The organism is Methylorubrum sp. Q1 (assembly GCF_004683995.1).
Classification (GTDB): domain Bacteria; phylum Pseudomonadota; class Alphaproteobacteria; order Rhizobiales; family Beijerinckiaceae; genus Methylobacterium.
The window spans coordinates 1-15,332 of the sequence record NZ_SRHQ01000011.1 but is presented as its reverse complement, the minus strand read 5'-3'; the positions used below and the strand labels follow the sequence as shown (position 1 = coordinate 15,332).

Annotated in this window: 14 protein-coding genes and 1 pseudogene; 7 read left to right on the top strand and 8 right to left on the bottom strand. The window is 69.0% G+C overall.

The genetic code is table 11. The annotated features are described in order from the left end of the window. Positions 1 to 209: 209 nt before the first annotated feature. The 4 genes from E4V01_RS12170 to E4V01_RS12155 all read left to right on the top strand — a co-directional run bounded on the left by E4V01_RS12170 (position 210) and on the right by E4V01_RS12155 (position 6,445). Entirely contained in the window at positions 210 to 1,700 is a 1,491-nt protein-coding gene (locus E4V01_RS12170) for a sigma-54 dependent transcriptional regulator (protein ID WP_060770181.1), read from the top strand. Between the two features lie 247 nt (positions 1,701 to 1,947). Next, the gene (locus E4V01_RS12165) at positions 1,948 to 3,888 is read left to right on the top strand and encodes a murein L,D-transpeptidase (RefSeq protein WP_135298509.1); all 1,941 of its coding nucleotides are present in this window, start codon (positions 1,948 to 1,950) and stop codon (positions 3,886 to 3,888) included. Between the two features lie 234 nt (positions 3,889 to 4,122). Beyond that, on the top strand, positions 4,123 to 5,613 hold the full coding sequence (locus E4V01_RS12160) for a DUF882 domain-containing protein (protein ID WP_135298508.1): 1,491 nt from the start codon (positions 4,123 to 4,125) through the stop codon (positions 5,611 to 5,613). 49 nt (positions 5,614 to 5,662) lie between these two features. Further along, positions 5,663 to 6,445 carry a glutathione S-transferase family protein gene (locus E4V01_RS12155; RefSeq protein ID WP_060770178.1) on the top strand — a complete coding sequence of 261 codons (783 nt, stop codon included), beginning with the start codon at positions 5,663 to 5,665 and terminating at the stop codon, positions 6,443 to 6,445. 106 nt (positions 6,446 to 6,551) lie between these two features. Here the strand turns inward: E4V01_RS12155 and E4V01_RS12150 are convergent, their stop codons facing one another. The 3 genes from E4V01_RS12150 to E4V01_RS12140 all read right to left on the bottom strand — a co-directional run bounded on the left by E4V01_RS12150 (position 6,552) and on the right by E4V01_RS12140 (position 8,087). Then, positions 6,552 to 6,818, bottom strand: coding sequence for a DUF2312 domain-containing protein (locus E4V01_RS12150; protein ID WP_003601858.1), 267 nt, complete (start codon positions 6,816 to 6,818; stop codon positions 6,552 to 6,554). A gap of 105 nt (positions 6,819 to 6,923) precedes the next feature. After that, positions 6,924 to 7,256 (bottom strand): DUF1244 domain-containing protein, encoded by a 333-nt coding sequence (locus E4V01_RS12145; RefSeq protein WP_060770177.1) that lies wholly within the window; start codon positions 7,254 to 7,256, stop codon positions 6,924 to 6,926. A 57-nt stretch (positions 7,257 to 7,313) separates the two neighbouring features. Further along, positions 7,314 to 8,087, bottom strand: a complete 774-nt coding sequence (locus tag E4V01_RS12140; RefSeq protein WP_135298507.1) for an N-formylglutamate amidohydrolase — start codon at positions 8,085 to 8,087, stop codon at positions 7,314 to 7,316. A 242-nt stretch (positions 8,088 to 8,329) separates the two neighbouring features. Here E4V01_RS12140 and E4V01_RS12135 point away from each other — a divergent pair, with 242 nt between their 5' ends. Then, positions 8,330 to 9,643 (top strand): glycerate kinase, encoded by a 1,314-nt coding sequence (locus E4V01_RS12135; RefSeq protein WP_135298506.1) that lies wholly within the window; start codon positions 8,330 to 8,332, stop codon positions 9,641 to 9,643. A gap of 52 nt (positions 9,644 to 9,695) precedes the next feature. Then, the gene (locus E4V01_RS12130) at positions 9,696 to 10,151 is read left to right on the top strand and encodes a DUF1036 domain-containing protein (protein WP_060770174.1); all 456 of its coding nucleotides are present in this window, start codon (positions 9,696 to 9,698) and stop codon (positions 10,149 to 10,151) included. 334 nt (positions 10,152 to 10,485) lie between these two features. Here E4V01_RS12130 and E4V01_RS12125 read toward each other — a convergent pair whose 3' ends face one another. Then, on the bottom strand, positions 10,486 to 11,343 hold the full coding sequence (locus tag E4V01_RS12125; RefSeq protein ID WP_060770173.1) for an outer membrane protein: 858 nt from the start codon (positions 11,341 to 11,343) through the stop codon (positions 10,486 to 10,488). Between the two features lie 368 nt (positions 11,344 to 11,711). Between E4V01_RS12125 and pyk the strand changes: the two genes are divergently transcribed. Beyond that, on the top strand, positions 11,712 to 13,148 hold the full coding sequence (gene pyk, locus E4V01_RS12120; RefSeq protein ID WP_060772279.1) for a pyruvate kinase: 1,437 nt from the start codon (positions 11,712 to 11,714) through the stop codon (positions 13,146 to 13,148). Positions 13,149 to 13,199: 51 nt separating this feature from the next. Here the strand turns inward: pyk and E4V01_RS12115 are convergent, their stop codons facing one another. The 4 genes and pseudogenes from E4V01_RS12115 to E4V01_RS26170 form a co-directional block, all read right to left on the bottom strand. Continuing rightward, complete coding sequence (locus E4V01_RS12115; protein ID WP_135298505.1) at positions 13,200 to 14,195, bottom strand: alpha/beta fold hydrolase; 996 nt, start codon at positions 14,193 to 14,195, stop codon at positions 13,200 to 13,202. Between the two features lie 10 nt (positions 14,196 to 14,205). After that, complete coding sequence (locus tag E4V01_RS12110; RefSeq protein ID WP_135298504.1) at positions 14,206 to 14,814, bottom strand: tetratricopeptide repeat protein; 609 nt, start codon at positions 14,812 to 14,814, stop codon at positions 14,206 to 14,208. 77 nt (positions 14,815 to 14,891) lie between these two features. After that, on the bottom strand, positions 14,892 to 15,017 hold the full coding sequence (gene ykgO, locus E4V01_RS12105) for a type B 50S ribosomal protein L36 (protein WP_003601867.1): 126 nt from the start codon (positions 15,015 to 15,017) through the stop codon (positions 14,892 to 14,894). A gap of 152 nt (positions 15,018 to 15,169) precedes the next feature. Continuing rightward, a pseudogene (locus E4V01_RS26170) lies at positions 15,170 to 15,332 on the bottom strand (HlyD family type I secretion periplasmic adaptor subunit); the annotation flags it as partial.

Here is a 15,332-nt window from a genome sequence, read left to right as displayed (position 1 = left end):
CGTGAGCGCCGACGGAACGCGCCCCTCGATGCGCCGTCATGTCGTTGGAAGCGCCGTGCGGGCTAAATTCGAGCGTCGTTAAGCGGCGCTTTACGCTCTTGGGCGACCCTGTGCCTCGAAACGAAACAGCCGCCGCCATGCGCCGCTGGTCTCCTCTTGGAGGCCGGGTCGGCTCGCGGCCGGCTCGAGCGGAAAGCGAGGCGCCCCGCATGTCGACCACCGTTCTCATCATCGATGACGATCCCGTGCAGCGTCGCCTCGCCGAGGCGATGGTGCGTCGCCTCGGTTTCCAGGCACAGATCGCGGAGAACGGCCATGACGGGTTGAACCTCCTGCGCGGCGGCGAGAGCGTCGATGTCGTGCTGCTGGATCTCGTCATGCCCGGCGGCATGGACGGGCTGAGCGTGCTGGCCGAGATGCGCAAGAGCGGCATCGATACCCCCGTCATCGTGCAGACCTCGAACGGCTCCATCGACGCGGTGGTGAACGCCATGCGGGCGGGGGCCGTCGATTTCGTGGTCAAGCCGGCCGGTGCCGAACGGCTCCAGGTCTCGATCAAGAACGCCCTGCGGGTCGATCAGCTCGAGGAGGAGGTGCGCCGGATGCGCCGCCGCGCCTCGGGCGCGCTCGGCTTCAAGGATCTCGCCTCGAAGAGCCCGGACATGGAGCGGGTGATCCGGCTGGCCGAGCGGTCGGCGAAATCGAACATTCCCGTCCTGATCGAGGGCGAATCGGGGGTCGGCAAGGAGGTGCTGGCTCGCGCGATTCAGGGCTCGGGCGACCGGCGCGGCAAGTCCTTCGTCACCGTCAATTGCGGGGCAATCCCCGAGAACCTCGTCGAATCGACCCTGTTCGGTCACGAGAAAGGTGCCTTCACCGGCGCCACGGAGAAGCATGTCGGCAAGTTCGTGGAGGCCTCGGGAGGCACGCTGTTCCTCGACGAGATCGGCGAGCTGCCCCTCGACGCCCAGGTGAAGCTCCTGCGGGCGCTGCAGGAGGGAGAGGTCGATCCCGTCGGCGGTAAGCGCGCCGTGCGCGTCGATATCCGCCTGATCTCGGCCACCAACCGCTCGCTGCTCGACCTCGTGAAGCAGGGCAAATTCCGCGAGGATCTCTATTACCGCCTCAACGTCTTCCCCATGACGCTGCCGCCGCTGCGGGCGCGGCGCGAGGACATCCCGGACCTCGTGCGCTCGTTCTGCGCGCGGTTCGCGGCGGAAGAGGGCAAACGCCTGCGCGGCATCACGGCCGAGGCGATGGCGCTGCTCTCGCGCTATCCCTGGCCCGGCAACGTGCGCCAGCTGGAGAACGCCCTGTTCCGCGCGGTCGTGCTGGCGGACGGCGACGAGCTGACGGTGGCGGAATTTCCGCAGATCGCGGCGCAGGTCGAGGGCTTCGACGTGCGCATCCCGCCGCTGCCGACACAGGCCTCCCTGCCCGCGGGCGGTCTCGAACCGGTGCGGGAGATCGTCCGCGTCGAGGTGCGCGATCCGCACGCCATGTCGCTCGTCGTCGAGGACACCGGCGACATGAAGACGATGGAAGCGGTCGAGGCGGAGGTGATCCGCTTCGCCCTGCAATTCTACCGCGGCCGAATGTCCGAAGTCTCCCGCCGCCTCGGAATCGGCCGATCGACCCTCTATCGCAAACTCAAGGAGCTCGGCCTCGACGACGGGGAGCGTTCCGAGGACGCCGCCTGAGGCCCGAAGCATCGTTCGAAGCATCGTCCCGAAAGGGGGTCGCCGGCTTTCAGGACGATGCGAAAACAAGAGGCACGCGCATCGTCTTCGATCCGATATCAAGGACGATGCGCTTGCCTCGGCTATTCGCCTTCAGGTTCCGGCCTGGCCTTGGCATGTGGTCGTGTGGTTGCGCACGGCCGTGCTTCGGTCGATGATCTTTAAGCAGAGCTGCGGCATTCTCGGCCGTATCCAGGGAGTTGCCGACATGCGCGCTGCATCGGAAGCCGGAACGGGCATCGCGCGGACCCTGTCCGTCGCGCTGGCGGCCCTCCTCGCTTTCAGCCAAGCCCCGGCCCGTGCCGAGGAAGCGCCTGCCGCGACGGAGTCAGGCGTTGTGATCCGTAAGGCCGCCGTCGATATTGCCAGCGAGCCGGTGGTCACGCCCGACGCCTCCGACGGCGCGGCATCGACCGCCGATGCGCCTGCGCCCTCCGCGGAGCCGGCCCCCGCGGTCGAAGGGCCACCGGCCCCGGTCGCGCCGAGCGAGCCGCTTCCGGCCGCACTCTATGCGCGCCTCAACGACACCGCGCCGTTGCTGCAACGGCTGACCGGCAAGGACCGCGAGGCGATCCAGGCCTTCTACGCGCTCGGCAACTTCAAGCCGGTCTGGATCGAGAACCGGGCCTTCAATGCCGCCGCCCATGCGGCGATCGCCCGCCTGCGAGAAGCGGGCGAAGACGGGCTCGATCCGAATGCCTATCCCGTCCCGGTGGTGGGCAAGCTCAGCCGCCCGAACACGGATGCAGAGATCGCCGAGGCCGACCTCAAGCTCTCGGCCGCGCTCGCCCTTTACGCCCGCGACGCCCGCGGCGGACGGGTGAACCCGGCGGCGATCTCGAGGCTCATCACGCCTACCCTCGACCTGCCGCCAGCCGACACGGTGCTGACCCGCCTCGCCGCTTCGGGCGCGGGGGCCGGAGAGGTGCTGCAGAGCTACAATCCGCGCCAGCCCGGCTACCTCGCCCTGAAGAAGCGCCTCGCCGGCCTGCGTGCAGGCCGGACGCAAGGGGCGCCGAGCGTCAAGCTTCCCGACGGGCCTGTGCTTAAGCTCGGGATGAGCGACCCCCGCGTGCCGTTGCTGCGCAGCGGCTTCGGCCTCGACGCGAGCGCCGCCGGCACCCTCGATTCAGCGCCGGGAGAGGCGGATGCCTACGACCGCTCCGTCGCCGATGCCGTCAGGAACTTCCAGCGCAGCCGTGGCCTCCCGGCGAGCGGGACGCTCACCCGCGCCACCGTCGCGGCACTCGCCGATGCGAGCGTGCCGAAGACGAGCGCGAGCGAGGCCGACCTCCTCGTCAACATGGAGCGCTGGCGCTGGCTGCCGCCCGAACTCGGGCCGAACTACGTTTTCGTGAACGTGCCCGAATTCAAGCTGAAGGTGTTTCGCGACGGGCGCTTGCGCGACGAAACCCGGGTCATCGTCGGCAAGCCGACGAGTCCGACGCCGACCTTCTCGGGGATGATGGAATACGCCGTCGTCAACCCGTCCTGGTACGTGCCGCCCTCGATCCTGAAGCAGATGCTGGCCTCGGGCCGCACCGCCGGGTTCGAGGTGGTGCGCCGGGGCGGCAACATCTCCCTGCGCCAGCCGCCGGGCGAGCGGAACGCACTCGGCTTCATCAAGTTCATGTTCCCCAACCAGCACGCGGTCTACCTGCACGATACCCCGAACCGCTCGCTGTTCTCCGCCTCGACCCGCGCCTTCAGCCACGGCTGCGTGCGCGTGGACGACCCGTTCCGTTTCGCCGACGCGGTGCTGCCGAACTGGACGCAGGAGCGCCTCAAGAAGCTGATCGGCAAGGGCGAGCGGACGCTGCGCCTGCCCGAGAAGCTGCCGGTGCACCTCGCCTACTTCACGGCGGAAGTAGACGATCTCGGCTCCTACCGCACCCTGCCGGACCTCTATGGCTACGATGGGCCGATGAAGGTCGCGCTGGGGCTCGCCGCCCGCCCGGATGCCGTGGCGAGGGGGCCTGCGAAGGAGAAGCGCACGAGTGCCGAGGCCGCTCGCTCAGCCCCGCGCCAGGCCGTGGCGCGCGAGGCGGTGCGCAGCGAGCGCCGCGCCGCCCCCCGCCGTTCGTCGGACATGTTCGGCGAGCCGGAGAGCGCCCCGACCTACGCGTATCCGCCGCGCAGCTACTGGTAGGCCGCCGGTCGCGCTTCATCCCCACTTGGTTACGGCACCGTCACTCGGCCGGGGACAGCGCGGGCCCGAGATCACGCTTGGCTCTTGTAAGGCTCTTTTTTGCCACGGTTGGCCCGTAGCCGTCTTTGAAAGACGGTGAGCAGCACGGGCCCCGACGACCCGCCTTTCCGGTCCTCGGCCATCCTTGCGCCTCGCGGCATCGCCGATGCCGCGCCGTTTCGTGGGGTGAGGACCATGCTGCGCACGATCCGGGACGGCCTGTCCTCGAACCGCACTTCGCCCTCCCCGCGCCTGAAGCGCCTTGCTTCCGCCGCTGGCGCGATGGCCGCCCTGCTCGTCGCCGGCACGGTCGAGACCCAGGACGCGGTCGCCAACGGCGACACCCGCAGCCTTTCCATGGTGCATGAGCACACAGGGGAGACGCTGAACGTCACCTTCAAACGCGATGGACGCTACGACCGCGCCGCCCTTGACCAGATCAACTGGCTCATGCGCGACTGGCGCGAGAACGAATCGGTCAAAATGGACCCGCGCCTGTTCGACGTGGTGTGGGAGGCGCAGCGCTCCGTCGGCTCGACCGCGCCGCTGCGTATCGTCTGCGGCTACCGCAGCCCGAAGACCAATGGCATGCTGCGCCGCCGTTCCTCAGGCGTCGCCGACACCAGCCAGCACATGCTCGGCAAGGCCATGGATTTCTTCATGACCGACGCCTCGATCGACCAGATCCGCGCGGTCGGTATGCGGATGCAGCGCGGCGGCGTCGGCTGGTATCCCCGCTCCGGCTCGCCCTTCGTGCATCTTGATGTCGGGTCGGTTCGATCCTGGCCGCGCATGAGCCACGACCAGCTCGCCCGCCTGTTCCCGGATGGCAAGACCGTCCACCTTCCCGCCGACGGCAAGCCGCTCGCCCGCTACGAGGAGGCTCGCGCCGAAATCCTGTCCCGCGGCGGCACGGTGCTGGGCTACACGGCACTCGCCAGCGCCGACGAGGTCGGCGAGGGGCCGGGGCTCAAAGGCTTCTTCGCCTCGCTCTTCGGCGGCAGCGGCGGGACCGACGCGCCGCCGGCCGCACTCGCCAGCGCCGCCATGCCGTCCAAAACTCGGGCCAAGCCGAGCATCGCGGTCGCCAGCGCCGATCCGACCGATGGGACGGCGGCGATGGCCTATGCCGCGCCGGCCGCCTCCGAGGCCTTGCGCGCGACGAGCCTGCGCCGGGACGGCGTCTCGGCAAAGGAATTGCTGACCGGCGAGGCGGATCAGGCAGTGGTCGCGCCGCTGCCGCCGCGGCGTCCCTCGGAATTCGCCGTCGTCGCGACCGCCCTCACCATTCCGCTGCCGCCGCAGCGCCCGGTGCAGCTCGCCTCTCTCAACGGCGAGGGCCTGGGCGGCATGGTTCACGTCGCACAGGCGGAGAGCGAGACGGCCACCGATTTGCCGGAGCCGGCCACCGTCGTGGCGCGTCTGGTGCCGGCGGATGCCGACCCGCGCGAGCAGGTCCGCGGCCTGTTCTTCGCCGCGGTTCAGGGTGTGTCGGAGCCGGCCGCGCCGACGGCTTTCGTCCGCGTGGCGCTCGCGCGTCCGCGTCCCGACGAGGTACTGCCCGCGGAGGCGTTCCACATCGCCTCGGTCGAGGCTCTGGGCGGACGCTTCTCGGCCGAGCCGATGGCGTTGTCCGCTGCCCGCTTCACCGGCTCCGCTACCCAAGGGCCGGCCGGCGCCCGTTGACGCCCGAGCCGTCCGCGCCACGTTCGGAGGAATCCGACCGAGGCTCCCGATGCTGCTCTACGAGCACCCGCTCTCGTCCTACGCTCAGAAGATCAAGATCGCGCTGCGCGAGAAGGGCGTGCCGTTCACGGCCGAGATCCCTGGAAGCTTCGGCACCGGACGCAGCGAAGGGCCTTTCGCCGCCGCCAACCCCCGCACCGAGGTGCCGGTGCTGGTCGATGGCGATGTCTCGATCTTCGAATCGACCGTGATCCTCGAATATGTCGAGGAGCGGTGGCCCGATCCGCCGCTTCTACCCCATGATCCCGCTGCCCGCGCCTTCGCCCGGCTGACCGAGGAGGTCTGCGACACGCAGTATGAGGCGGTGAACTGGGGTTTTGGCGAAGTGCTGTGGTTCGGCCGCGCCACCGGCGCCCTGGCCGATCACCTGCGGAGGCGGGCGGCGGCGCAGACCCGCACGCTTCAGGCGTGGCTGACGGCACGTCTCGGCGCGGCCGACTGGTTCGGCGGAAACGATTTCGGCTGGGCCGATGCGGCGGCGGCCCCGATGGTCAACCGCTCGGTCCATTATGGCCTGGGGCCGGAGGCCAACGCACCGCTCGCCCGTTGGCACGCCCGAGTTCGGGAAAGGCCATCCGCGGCGGCGACCTTCGCGGAGTTCGATGCTGCGGCGGAAAAGATGGCCGCCGCCTCGGATCACTACACGACGGGTGGGCGCCGCCGGGAATATCGCGACCACAGGCTCGAATGGATGGTGAAGTCCGGTGGAATCGACGTGGTGCTGGCGGGCCTGCGTGACGGAAACATCCGCTTCCCCTGGCCGGAGGGCTGACCCGGCGTCCGTCGCGGCGGGGCGAAGCCATCCAACGGCGTGATAACCCCCGGTAAGGGCACCGCATGGGATCGCTTCGGCTCCGCCTCGCGATGACGGCGGACGGCTACGCCATGCCGAGTGCCTGGAGGTAGAGTTCGAGGATCGCCTCTTCCTCCTGGCGCTCGTCGTGGTCGCGCTTGCGCAGGGAAATGATCTTGCGCAGCACCTTCACATCGAAGCCGTTGGCCTTGGCTTCGGCGTAGACATCCTTGATGTCGCCCGCGATGCCGGCCTTCTCCTCTTCGAGACGCTCGATGCGCTCGATGATGCTCTTGAGCTGGTCGGCGGCGACCGAGGACGGGTCGACGGCAGGGGCAGGCGAGGCGGCCATGGCAGCGCTCCTTCACGCGAGGGGTGGCGTGCGTCCGAGGACCCACGCCGGATGCCTGGGGATTACGGCATCAACCTTACCTGCTCGTTGATGCCGACGCTCCCCTCAGTGACCGCCGGTCTGGGCGGCGGAAAAGCGCGCCTGCTGCTCGGGGCCCGCCTCGGTCTGGTACTTCTGCTTCCATTCCTCGTAGGGCATGCCGTAGACGTGCTCGCGGCTCTGATCCTTCGAGAGAGCGAGGCCGCGCTCGTCGGCCGCGTCTTTCAGCCAGTTCGACAGGCAGTTGCGGCAGAAGCCGGCGAGATTCATCAAGTCGATGTTCTGCACATCGGTGCGGTTGCGCAGGTGCGAGACGAGGCGGCGGAACACGGCCGCCTCCAGCTCGGTCTGCGTCGCGGAATCGATTCCGGTCGTGATACCGGTCATGGGCTCGGTCATCGGGCGGCTTTCGCTGTCGAGGGGATCACGCAGAGGTCGCCCTGCGATCCCCTTCCGTCAAGCGGGCGGACGCAGCATCGGCCTCAGGATGCGGGCGAAGCGCTGCGCCCATTCCTCCTGGCCCTCGGGCCCGTCGATCAGATCCTGGCGGATCTCGATCAGCGCGTTGGGCAGGCCGCGGACGGTGGCGTGCCGATCGATCGTATCGCCGGGTAGGCCTCCGCCGTAGGGCTGGTTGTCGCCGACGCAGAGGCCGGCCGGATCGGCCTTGAGCGCCTCGATCAGCAGGCGGCTCAGCCCCGCATCCCGATCGTAGAGGACGCCGACCTGCCAGGGCCGGGCGACGGTGCGCCAGAACGGCGTGAAACTGTGGATCGTCACGAACATCGGACGCACGCCTGCAGCCTCCGACCGGCCGACCGCCTCGTCCACGGCGCGGTCGAACGGCACGTAGAAGCGGCGGATCCGCTCGGCGATGCCGGCCGCGTCGATCCGGGCGTTTCCGGGCACGATCGCGCCGTCGGAGAGCCGCATCACCAGAGTCGGATCGCGCCGGCCCCGGTTCGGATCGATGATGAGCCGGGAGAACTGCGTCAGCACCGCCGGAACCCCGAGCCGGGCGGCGAGCCGGCGCGTCACCTCGGCGGCCCCGATATCGTAGGCGATGTGACGGGAGAATTCGGCTTCCGGCACGCCGAGTCGACCGAGATCCTCCGGCACCGCATTGGAGGCATGTTCGCAGACGAGCAGGAGGCCCAGGGACGCAGCGCCCGCGATGCGTTCGATCGGGTGTTCGGGGCGGGTTTCGGTCTCGGGTTCAAGGGACAGCATGGCGCTTATCTGGGCCGCCTCGGCAAGATCGAAAGGGGCGCGGCTCTCACCGCCGACCCGTCATGCGCAGGGCGCTGCGTAACAGGGCGATGCGTAAACCGGCGAGCAAGGATGGTGCCGGGGTCAAAAAGAATGCTCCGGCGCCCGAAAGTTTTGTGAAACCGCGAAGGCTTGCCGACACGGCAGCGCTCGGGCAAGCAAACGCACAAACAAGAACCGTCAAGAACCGCGCGAGGACGCCCATGACCGCCCCTGCCCCGACCGATCCGGCCCACGCGGAGCGTCGCGCCCTCCTCTCGTCGATCCTGGACGAGGCGATCGCCGCCGCCCATCCGCGCAAGTGCCTCGTCGGGCACCTGCCGGCGCCGACGCCGGGGCGGCTCATCATTCTCGGTGCGGGCAAGGCCGGCGGCAGCATGGCCGCGGTGGCGAGCCGGTTCTACCGCCAGGAACACGGGGTACCGGAGGATCGGATCGTCGGTCTCGCCGTGGCCCGCCACGGTTACGGCGAGGAGGCCCCCGGCATCCGCATGGTCGAGGCCGGCCATCCGGTTCCCGATGCGGCGGGCATCGAGGCGACGAAGGAAGCCCTCGCCATCGCCGCGAGCGCCGGCCCGGAGGACGAGGTTCTGGTGCTGCTCTCCGGCGGCGGCTCGGCGAACTGGATTGCGCCCGCCGGCAACCTGACGCTCAGCGAGAAGCAGGCGATCACCAAGTCGCTGCTGCGCTCCGGTGCGCCGATCAACGAGATCAACGCCGTGCGCAAGCACCTCTCGCGCATCAAGGGCGGGCGGCTCGCGGTGGCGGCACGCAACGCGAAGTCGATCCTGACGCTCGCCATCTCCGACGTGCCGCACGACGACCCTTCCGTGATCGCCTCCGGCCCGACCGTGCCCGATCCTTCCACCCTGGCCGATGCCCGCGCGATCTGCGAACGCCGGGGCATCACCCTGCCCGAATCCGCGCTCGCCCTGTTGAACGATCCGGCCAACGAGACGCCGAAGGCGGGCGATCCGGCCTTCGCCCGGGCCGAGTACCGCATCATCGCCCGGCCGATCGACGCCCTCGAGGCGGCGGCCGAGGCCGCGCGGCGGGCCGGCTACGAGCCGGTGATGCTGGGCTCCGATCTCGAGGGCGAGGCCCGCGAGGTCGCGGCCGAACATGCCCGGCTTGCGCTCGACGCGCGGCAGGCGGGGCGTCGCGTCGCCCTGATCTCCGGCGGCGAGCTCACCGTCACCATTCGCGGCGAGGGCGATGGCGGACCCAATCAGGAATATGCGCTGGCGCTCGCCATCGCGCTCGATGGAGCTGAGGGCATCGCCGGCATCGCCGCCGATACCGACGGCACCGATGGCGGGCGCGGCGCGGCGACCGACCCCGCGGGCGGCTTGGTCGATGCCACGACGCTGACGCGCGCCCAGGCGGTAGGGCTCGATCCGAAAGCGATGCTGCTCGACAATGATTCGACGCGATTCTTCGCGACAATCGGCGATCTCGTTCAGCCGGGCCCCACTCGGACCAATGTCAACGATTGCCGCGTCATCCTCGTCGGTTGAGTTCTCGAGAGCATCGTCCCAAAAGGTCGCCACCGACTTTTGGACGAAGACGATGCAGACACAAGCGAGCGCGCGCTCGCTGCGCAGGGCCGTGCTCGGGCTGTGCGCCGCCGCCTCCGCGCTCCTCCCCCTCCCCGCTTCGGCCGATCTGCGCCTGTGCAACCAGACCGCCAGCAAGGTCGGCGTGACCCTGGGCTACCGGGATGCGCAGGGCTGGGTGACGGAAGGTTGGTGGGATCTCAAGCCGCGCAACTGCGAGACCCTGCTCAAGGGCTCGCTGGCGGCGCAGTTCTATTATCTCTTCGCCGTCGATTACAGTCGTGGCGGCGAGTGGAGCGGGCGCGCCATGATGTGCACCCGCGACACCGCCTTCACCATCCGCGGTGTCGAGGATTGTCTGGCCCGCGGCTTCGACCGCAACGGCTTCATCGAGGTCGATACCGGCCAGCAGCGGAACTGGACGATCCAGCTCTCCGATCCGGGCCAACCTCTGGCCGGCGGCCCGTAGAGACGGCCGCTCGCCGCGATTCGCGGCGCGACCGGGCCGGCCACTTCGATTTGTATCGGTGCTGTCGCGCGCGACCCTTGAGGCCTCGCGCCGTGCGGGAGCGACATCCCCTCGCACCGCGGCCCGCATGTCGGCTGCGAGTTTACGCGAAGCATGGAACGGGCGCCCTGCCATCGCCAATGGCGGCCTTGCAATCGAGCCACCGTGAGCCCGCGATCCAGATGGATGAAGAGCGCCGTCCTCCGCGGCCACATCCGATCGGACCGGCGCAAACGAAAACGGGCGCCTCGTGGGAGGCGCCCGTTGAACGTCGTCGGTCTCTGGGGTTCGAGGCTTAGAGGCCGCTGAACTTGTAGTTGAAGCCGGCGCGGATCAGGCTGCCCTCGGTGGCGAAGCGCGAGGTGTAGGAGCCGGGCGGGGTCGGCGCGGTCTGGTTGATCAGCACGTTGCGGCTGCCGAGATCGTAGCGGATGTACTCCGCCTTGATCGTCACGTCGGACTTGATGCCGAGCCAGCGGCCGACTGAGAAGTAGTTCAGGAAGCTGTCGACCGGGATGGCGTACTCGATGCCGCCGCCGTAGTTGTAGCCGGTCTCGAAGATCTTGCGACCGCCGCCGGTGTACTGAAGGACGGTGGCGCCCGGGTTGAAGAAGTCCGCGCCGTAGCTGACATGGCCGAACGCGAGACCGCCGGTGCCGTAGACGAAGAACCGGTCGAAGGCGTAGCCGAGCTTGCCGTTGACGGTGCCGAGGAAGTCGAGGTTCTGCGTGTAGACGCTGGCGTTTCCGACGGTGGGGTTCGGCGCGCCGTAGAAGCCCGTGCGCTTGTCGAGGTCGAGCCAGGTGGCGTCGAAGGCCAGACCGGCCACGAAGCCGCCGCCCGGCGTGAACTGATGGTTGTAGCCGAAGCCGCCGCCGATGCGGGAGAAGCCATCGACCTCGCTCTTGAGAGAAGCGGGGCGACGGGCGAGCGTCACGTTGCTGGCGGTGAAGGGATCGTTGCCGCGGGTCTGGATGTTCGGGTTGTCGGTGAACGCGTAACCCGTGTGCAGGCCGGCGTAGAAGCCGGTCCAGGTGAAGACCGGGATGGGCGCAAAGGCGATCGGCGGAGCCTCGCGGCGCGGCAGATCGGCGGCGAGCGCGGCGGTGCTCACAAGCGCTGCGGTGCCGCCCAGGAGGAGAGCTCTGATCACGATGGGGTGCGCCTTCGAACAATGCTGATTTCGAGGGCTAAGTTACCAGCGAGACGGCCAAGCTGCCTATGACTTTCCAGCAACACACAGCGTCGATAACGCCAGAGTTGCGTTGGGTAGCGCGTAAACGCTTAGATCTCGGAAAGTTTAACAGCGAAGAACGGCGAGCCGACGAAAAAGTTCCCGTATCAGCCCTCTGTTCGAAATGCGTCGATGCTCCGGCCTTGACCTCGCGGGCCGGGGGATGCTTGTGGCCGCCAAGCCCCCGTCCGGCCATTGGCGCCCGCCCGCGCGCCACCCATCCGCCGGGCCGTTCCCGTACGCGATCAACGCGCCCTGCGGGTCCAGCGGGTCTGATGGAGGCCCCTTTGAAGCGCTCGCGCCGCACCAAGATCGTCGCCACCCTCGGCCCGGCATCCGACACGCCGGAGATGATCGAGAAGCTGTTCCACGCCGGTGCGGACGTGTTCCGCATCAATATGAGCCATCTGGCTCGCGAGAAGCTGCCCGAACGCATCGAGGTGATCCGCACCATCGAGCGCGAGGCCAAGCGCCCCATCGGCATCCTCGTGGACCTTCAGGGGCCGAAGCTGCGGCTCGGCACCTTCGTGGGCGATGCGGCCGTGCTCGAGAACGGCCAGACCTTCGTGCTCGATTCGGATCCGACGCCGGGCGATACCGACCGCGTCTTCCTTCCTCATCCCGAGATCCTGTCGGCGCTGGAGCCCAGTCACGGCATCCTGATCGACGACGGAAAGCTTCGCCTCGTCGTCACCGAGGTGAGCGAGGGGCGTGCGGTCACCCGTGTCGAAGTCGGCGGCCGCATCTCGAATCGCAAGGGCGTGTCGCTGCCCCACACCGTGCTGCCGGTGCCGGCGATGACCGAGAAGGATCGCGGTGATCTGGAAGCGGGCCTCGCGGCCGGCGCCGACTGGATCGCGGTGTCCTTCGTGCAGCGCCCGGAAGACGTGGCGGAGGTCAAGAAGGTCGCCGCCGGGCGTGCCCTGGTGATGGCCAAGATCGAGAAGCCGCAGGCACTCACCCGCCTCGACGAGATCATCGAGATCTCCGACGGCATCATGGTCGCCCGCGGCGACCTCGGCGTCGAGATGCCGCTCGAACAGGTGCCGGGTGTGCAGAAGCGCATCACCCGTGGCGCGCGCCGGCTCGGCAAGCCGGTCGTCGTCGCGACGCAGATGCTCGAATCGATGATCACCTCGCCGGTGCCGACCCGCGCCGAGGTGTCGGACGTGGCCACCGCCGTCTACGAGGGCGCGGATGCGGTGATGCTCTCGGCCGAAAGCGCCGCCGGCGACTTTCCGGTCGAGGCGATCGGCACCATGAACCGCATCGCCGAGCAGGTGGAGCGCGACGCGCTCTACTGGTCGATCCTGATGGCGCAGCGTTCCGAGCCGGAGCCGACGGCCTCCGACGCCATCGCGGCCGCGGCCCACCAGATCGTCGAGGCGCTGAGCCTGCGCTCGATCATGGCCTGGACCCATTCGGGTTCGACGGTGCTGCGGCTGGCGCGCGCCCGGCCCAATGCCAGCGTCATCGCGCTGACGCCGAAGCGCGAGACGGCGCGGCGCCTCACCATGGCCTGGGGCGTGCACCCGATCGTCACCAAGGATGCCAGCGACGTGGACGACATGGCCTTCCGCGCCGCGAAATTCGCGGTGCGCGAGCGCTTCGCCGAGATCGGCGACCGGGTGATCATCGTGGCCGGCGTGCCGTTCGGCATTCCGGGGGCGACCAACATGGTCCGCATCGCCTTCGTCACCCGCGAGCACGCCGAGCGGGCCTGACGCGTCCACCCGGAGATCGCATCCAGGCGGACGCTCGATCGCGCGGCGGTTCTACCGCGCGATCGCCTTCGCTAACGCCTCGACCTCGCGCAGGAGCGTGTCGGGTGCGGTGTAGGTCAGCATATGCCCGGCGCCCGGCAGCACGACGCGCCGGGCATGCGGCATCGCCCGGCTCAGCGGATCGGTCTGCAGGCGGGTTTGGACGACCGGATCGGCCTCGCCGGCCACGATCACGGTGGGCACGGCAATGTTTTCGTAGCGCGGCGCCTGCTCGGCGAGCGCGGCGGGCAGTCCGGCGAGATCCCGGATGTTGGCAAGCGCCGGACCCGGTCGGAGAATCAGCGGCGCCCGGCTCGCCGCGATGTAGTTCTCGACCGGTGCTTCCGGCTTGAACACGCTTCTCGCGACCGAGGGCAGGTAGGAGAGGCCGATCGGGACGGCGACGGTCTGGGTAAGCAGCCACGTGACCGGCTGTGCCAAGGCGATTCGCGCCCACCAAGGCAGCGGACGCGACGGAAACGGCATGGCCACGGGCGCCACGAGGACGAGGCCAGCCACCTGCTCGGGCCGGTCGATGGCCATCCGCAGCGCAAGCGCACCGGACCAGGAATGACCGAGCAGGATCACCGGCCCGATGCCGAGTCGATCGAGGGCCTGTCCCAGCGCCCTCCCCTGGAAGGCTGGTGAGGCGGCGTCCGCGCCGCTGATTCGGTCGCTATTGCCGTAGCCCGGCCGATCGAAGGCGATGACGCGAAAGCCGGATCGGGCGAGGTGCCGACCAACGCCCTCCATCGGGTCATAGGCGTTCGCCGAGGCGCCGTGGAGCAGGACGACCGTGCCTCGCGCCCCCGTCTCGGGCCCATCCTCCAGATAGGCGATCCGGCCTCCCGCGATCGCGACGCTTCGGTCGGCCGCCGGATAGCGTGCCTCGACGCGCCACGCGATCAGCCGGGTCGCCACCGCGGCGCAGAGGAGCAGCAGCGCGACGAGGCCGATGGCCGATGCCAGCAGGCCGGTGGCGAGGCGGAGAGGGTCAGCGAGGCTCACGGGACGCGAATCAGAGATCGCGTCCCTGCACTTCGGGTGTCAAACGCTCGATCGCCTTCTTGAGCACGTCCCATTGCGGGTAGAGCGCTTCCGCCCGGCGGAAGGCGTCGAGGGCCCGGCCCTTGTCGTCCTGAGCAAGGTAGAGCTTGCCGAGCGCGGCCCAGGCCTCGAAATGGCGCGGCTCCAGCACAAGCGCGCGCTGCAGGTCGGCAATGGCGGTCGCAGTGTCGGACAGGCGCCAGAACAGGGTCGCGCGCCGGCTCCAGCCTTCGGACCAGTTCGGCTCGAGGGAAACGGAGCGATCCATCAGTTCGACGGCGAGCGGCAGGTCGTTGCCGCTCATCGCCTGCCGGGCACGATCGGAAAGGAGGTCGGCTGTCGCGCTGCCGGAGCGGCCGAGACGCCGCTCGATCAATGTGGCGACGGCCTTGGACTCGGTCTCGTCCTCGGCCTGCTTGAGGCGGGCGTAGAGATCGTCGAGACTGACCGGCGGATGCGCCTTGCGCTCCTTCTCCGGCCGCGCCTTATCGGCTGCCGCGAGGCTGGCAGTTGACGCACTGCCTACGAGCGCGAGGCCGAGGCAAAGGGCGGTCAGGAGTGAGGTGCGGCGAGCGTCCATAGGTCCGGAGCTTCCACCCCGAACCCGGCTCCCGTCAACGCGCTTCGGTGCCGCGTGCGAATCGCGGCACCGAGGAATCAGCCCTGGCGGGCCTTGAAGCGCTTCTGGGTCTTGTTGATGACGTAGACGCGGCCCTTGCGGCGCACGAGCTGGTTATCGCGGTGACGGCCGCGCAGCGACTTGAGCGAGTTGCGAATCTTCATCGGTCTCACATCGGCACGGATTCGAGACCGGCCGCCTGTTGTTCATGTGTCTCGAAGGAACGGAGCGCCACGGGGACGCTCCGGCGATGACATCAGCGACATCGCGGGGAGGCGGTCGCCTTATCAGACAACGCGCCTGTGAGGCAAGATTGTCAGCGCTCCCGCCACGCTTTTGCAATCTGATCGGTGAGCGGCTTGGTGAGATAGGACAGGACCGAGCGTTCGCCGATCTGGGTGAAGGACTCGACCGGCATGCCCGGCACCAGCCGCAGGCCCTTCAGCCGCTCCTTCTGATCCTCGCGGATGCGGATGCGC

Excerpts from the sequence above, each read along its gene's own strand:
- E4V01_RS12135 (WP_135298506.1), top strand. The coding sequence starts at position 8,330 with ATGACCGCCCCTGCCCCGACCGATCCGGCCCACGCGGAGCGTCGCGCC.
- E4V01_RS12150 (WP_003601858.1), bottom strand. The coding sequence starts at position 6,818 with ATGGCCGCCTCGCCTGCCCCTGCCGTCGACCCGTCCTCGGTCGCCGCC.
- E4V01_RS12155 (WP_060770178.1), top strand. The coding sequence starts at position 5,663 with ATGCTGCTCTACGAGCACCCGCTCTCGTCCTACGCTCAGAAGATCAAG.
- E4V01_RS12110 (WP_135298504.1), bottom strand. The coding sequence starts at position 14,814 with ATGGACGCTCGCCGCACCTCACTCCTGACCGCCCTTTGCCTCGGCCTC.
- E4V01_RS12145 (WP_060770177.1), bottom strand. The coding sequence starts at position 7,256 with ATGACCGAGCCCATGACCGGTATCACGACCGGAATCGATTCCGCGACG.
- E4V01_RS12170 (WP_060770181.1), top strand. The coding sequence starts at position 210 with ATGTCGACCACCGTTCTCATCATCGATGACGATCCCGTGCAGCGTCGC.
- E4V01_RS12130 (WP_060770174.1), top strand. The coding sequence starts at position 9,696 with ATGCAGACACAAGCGAGCGCGCGCTCGCTGCGCAGGGCCGTGCTCGGG.
- ykgO (WP_003601867.1), bottom strand. The coding sequence starts at position 15,017 with ATGAAGATTCGCAACTCGCTCAAGTCGCTGCGCGGCCGTCACCGCGAT.
- E4V01_RS12165 (WP_135298509.1), top strand. The coding sequence starts at position 1,948 with ATGCGCGCTGCATCGGAAGCCGGAACGGGCATCGCGCGGACCCTGTCC.
- E4V01_RS12140 (WP_135298507.1), bottom strand. The coding sequence starts at position 8,087 with ATGCTGTCCCTTGAACCCGAGACCGAAACCCGCCCCGAACACCCGATC.
- E4V01_RS12160 (WP_135298508.1), top strand. The coding sequence starts at position 4,123 with ATGCTGCGCACGATCCGGGACGGCCTGTCCTCGAACCGCACTTCGCCC.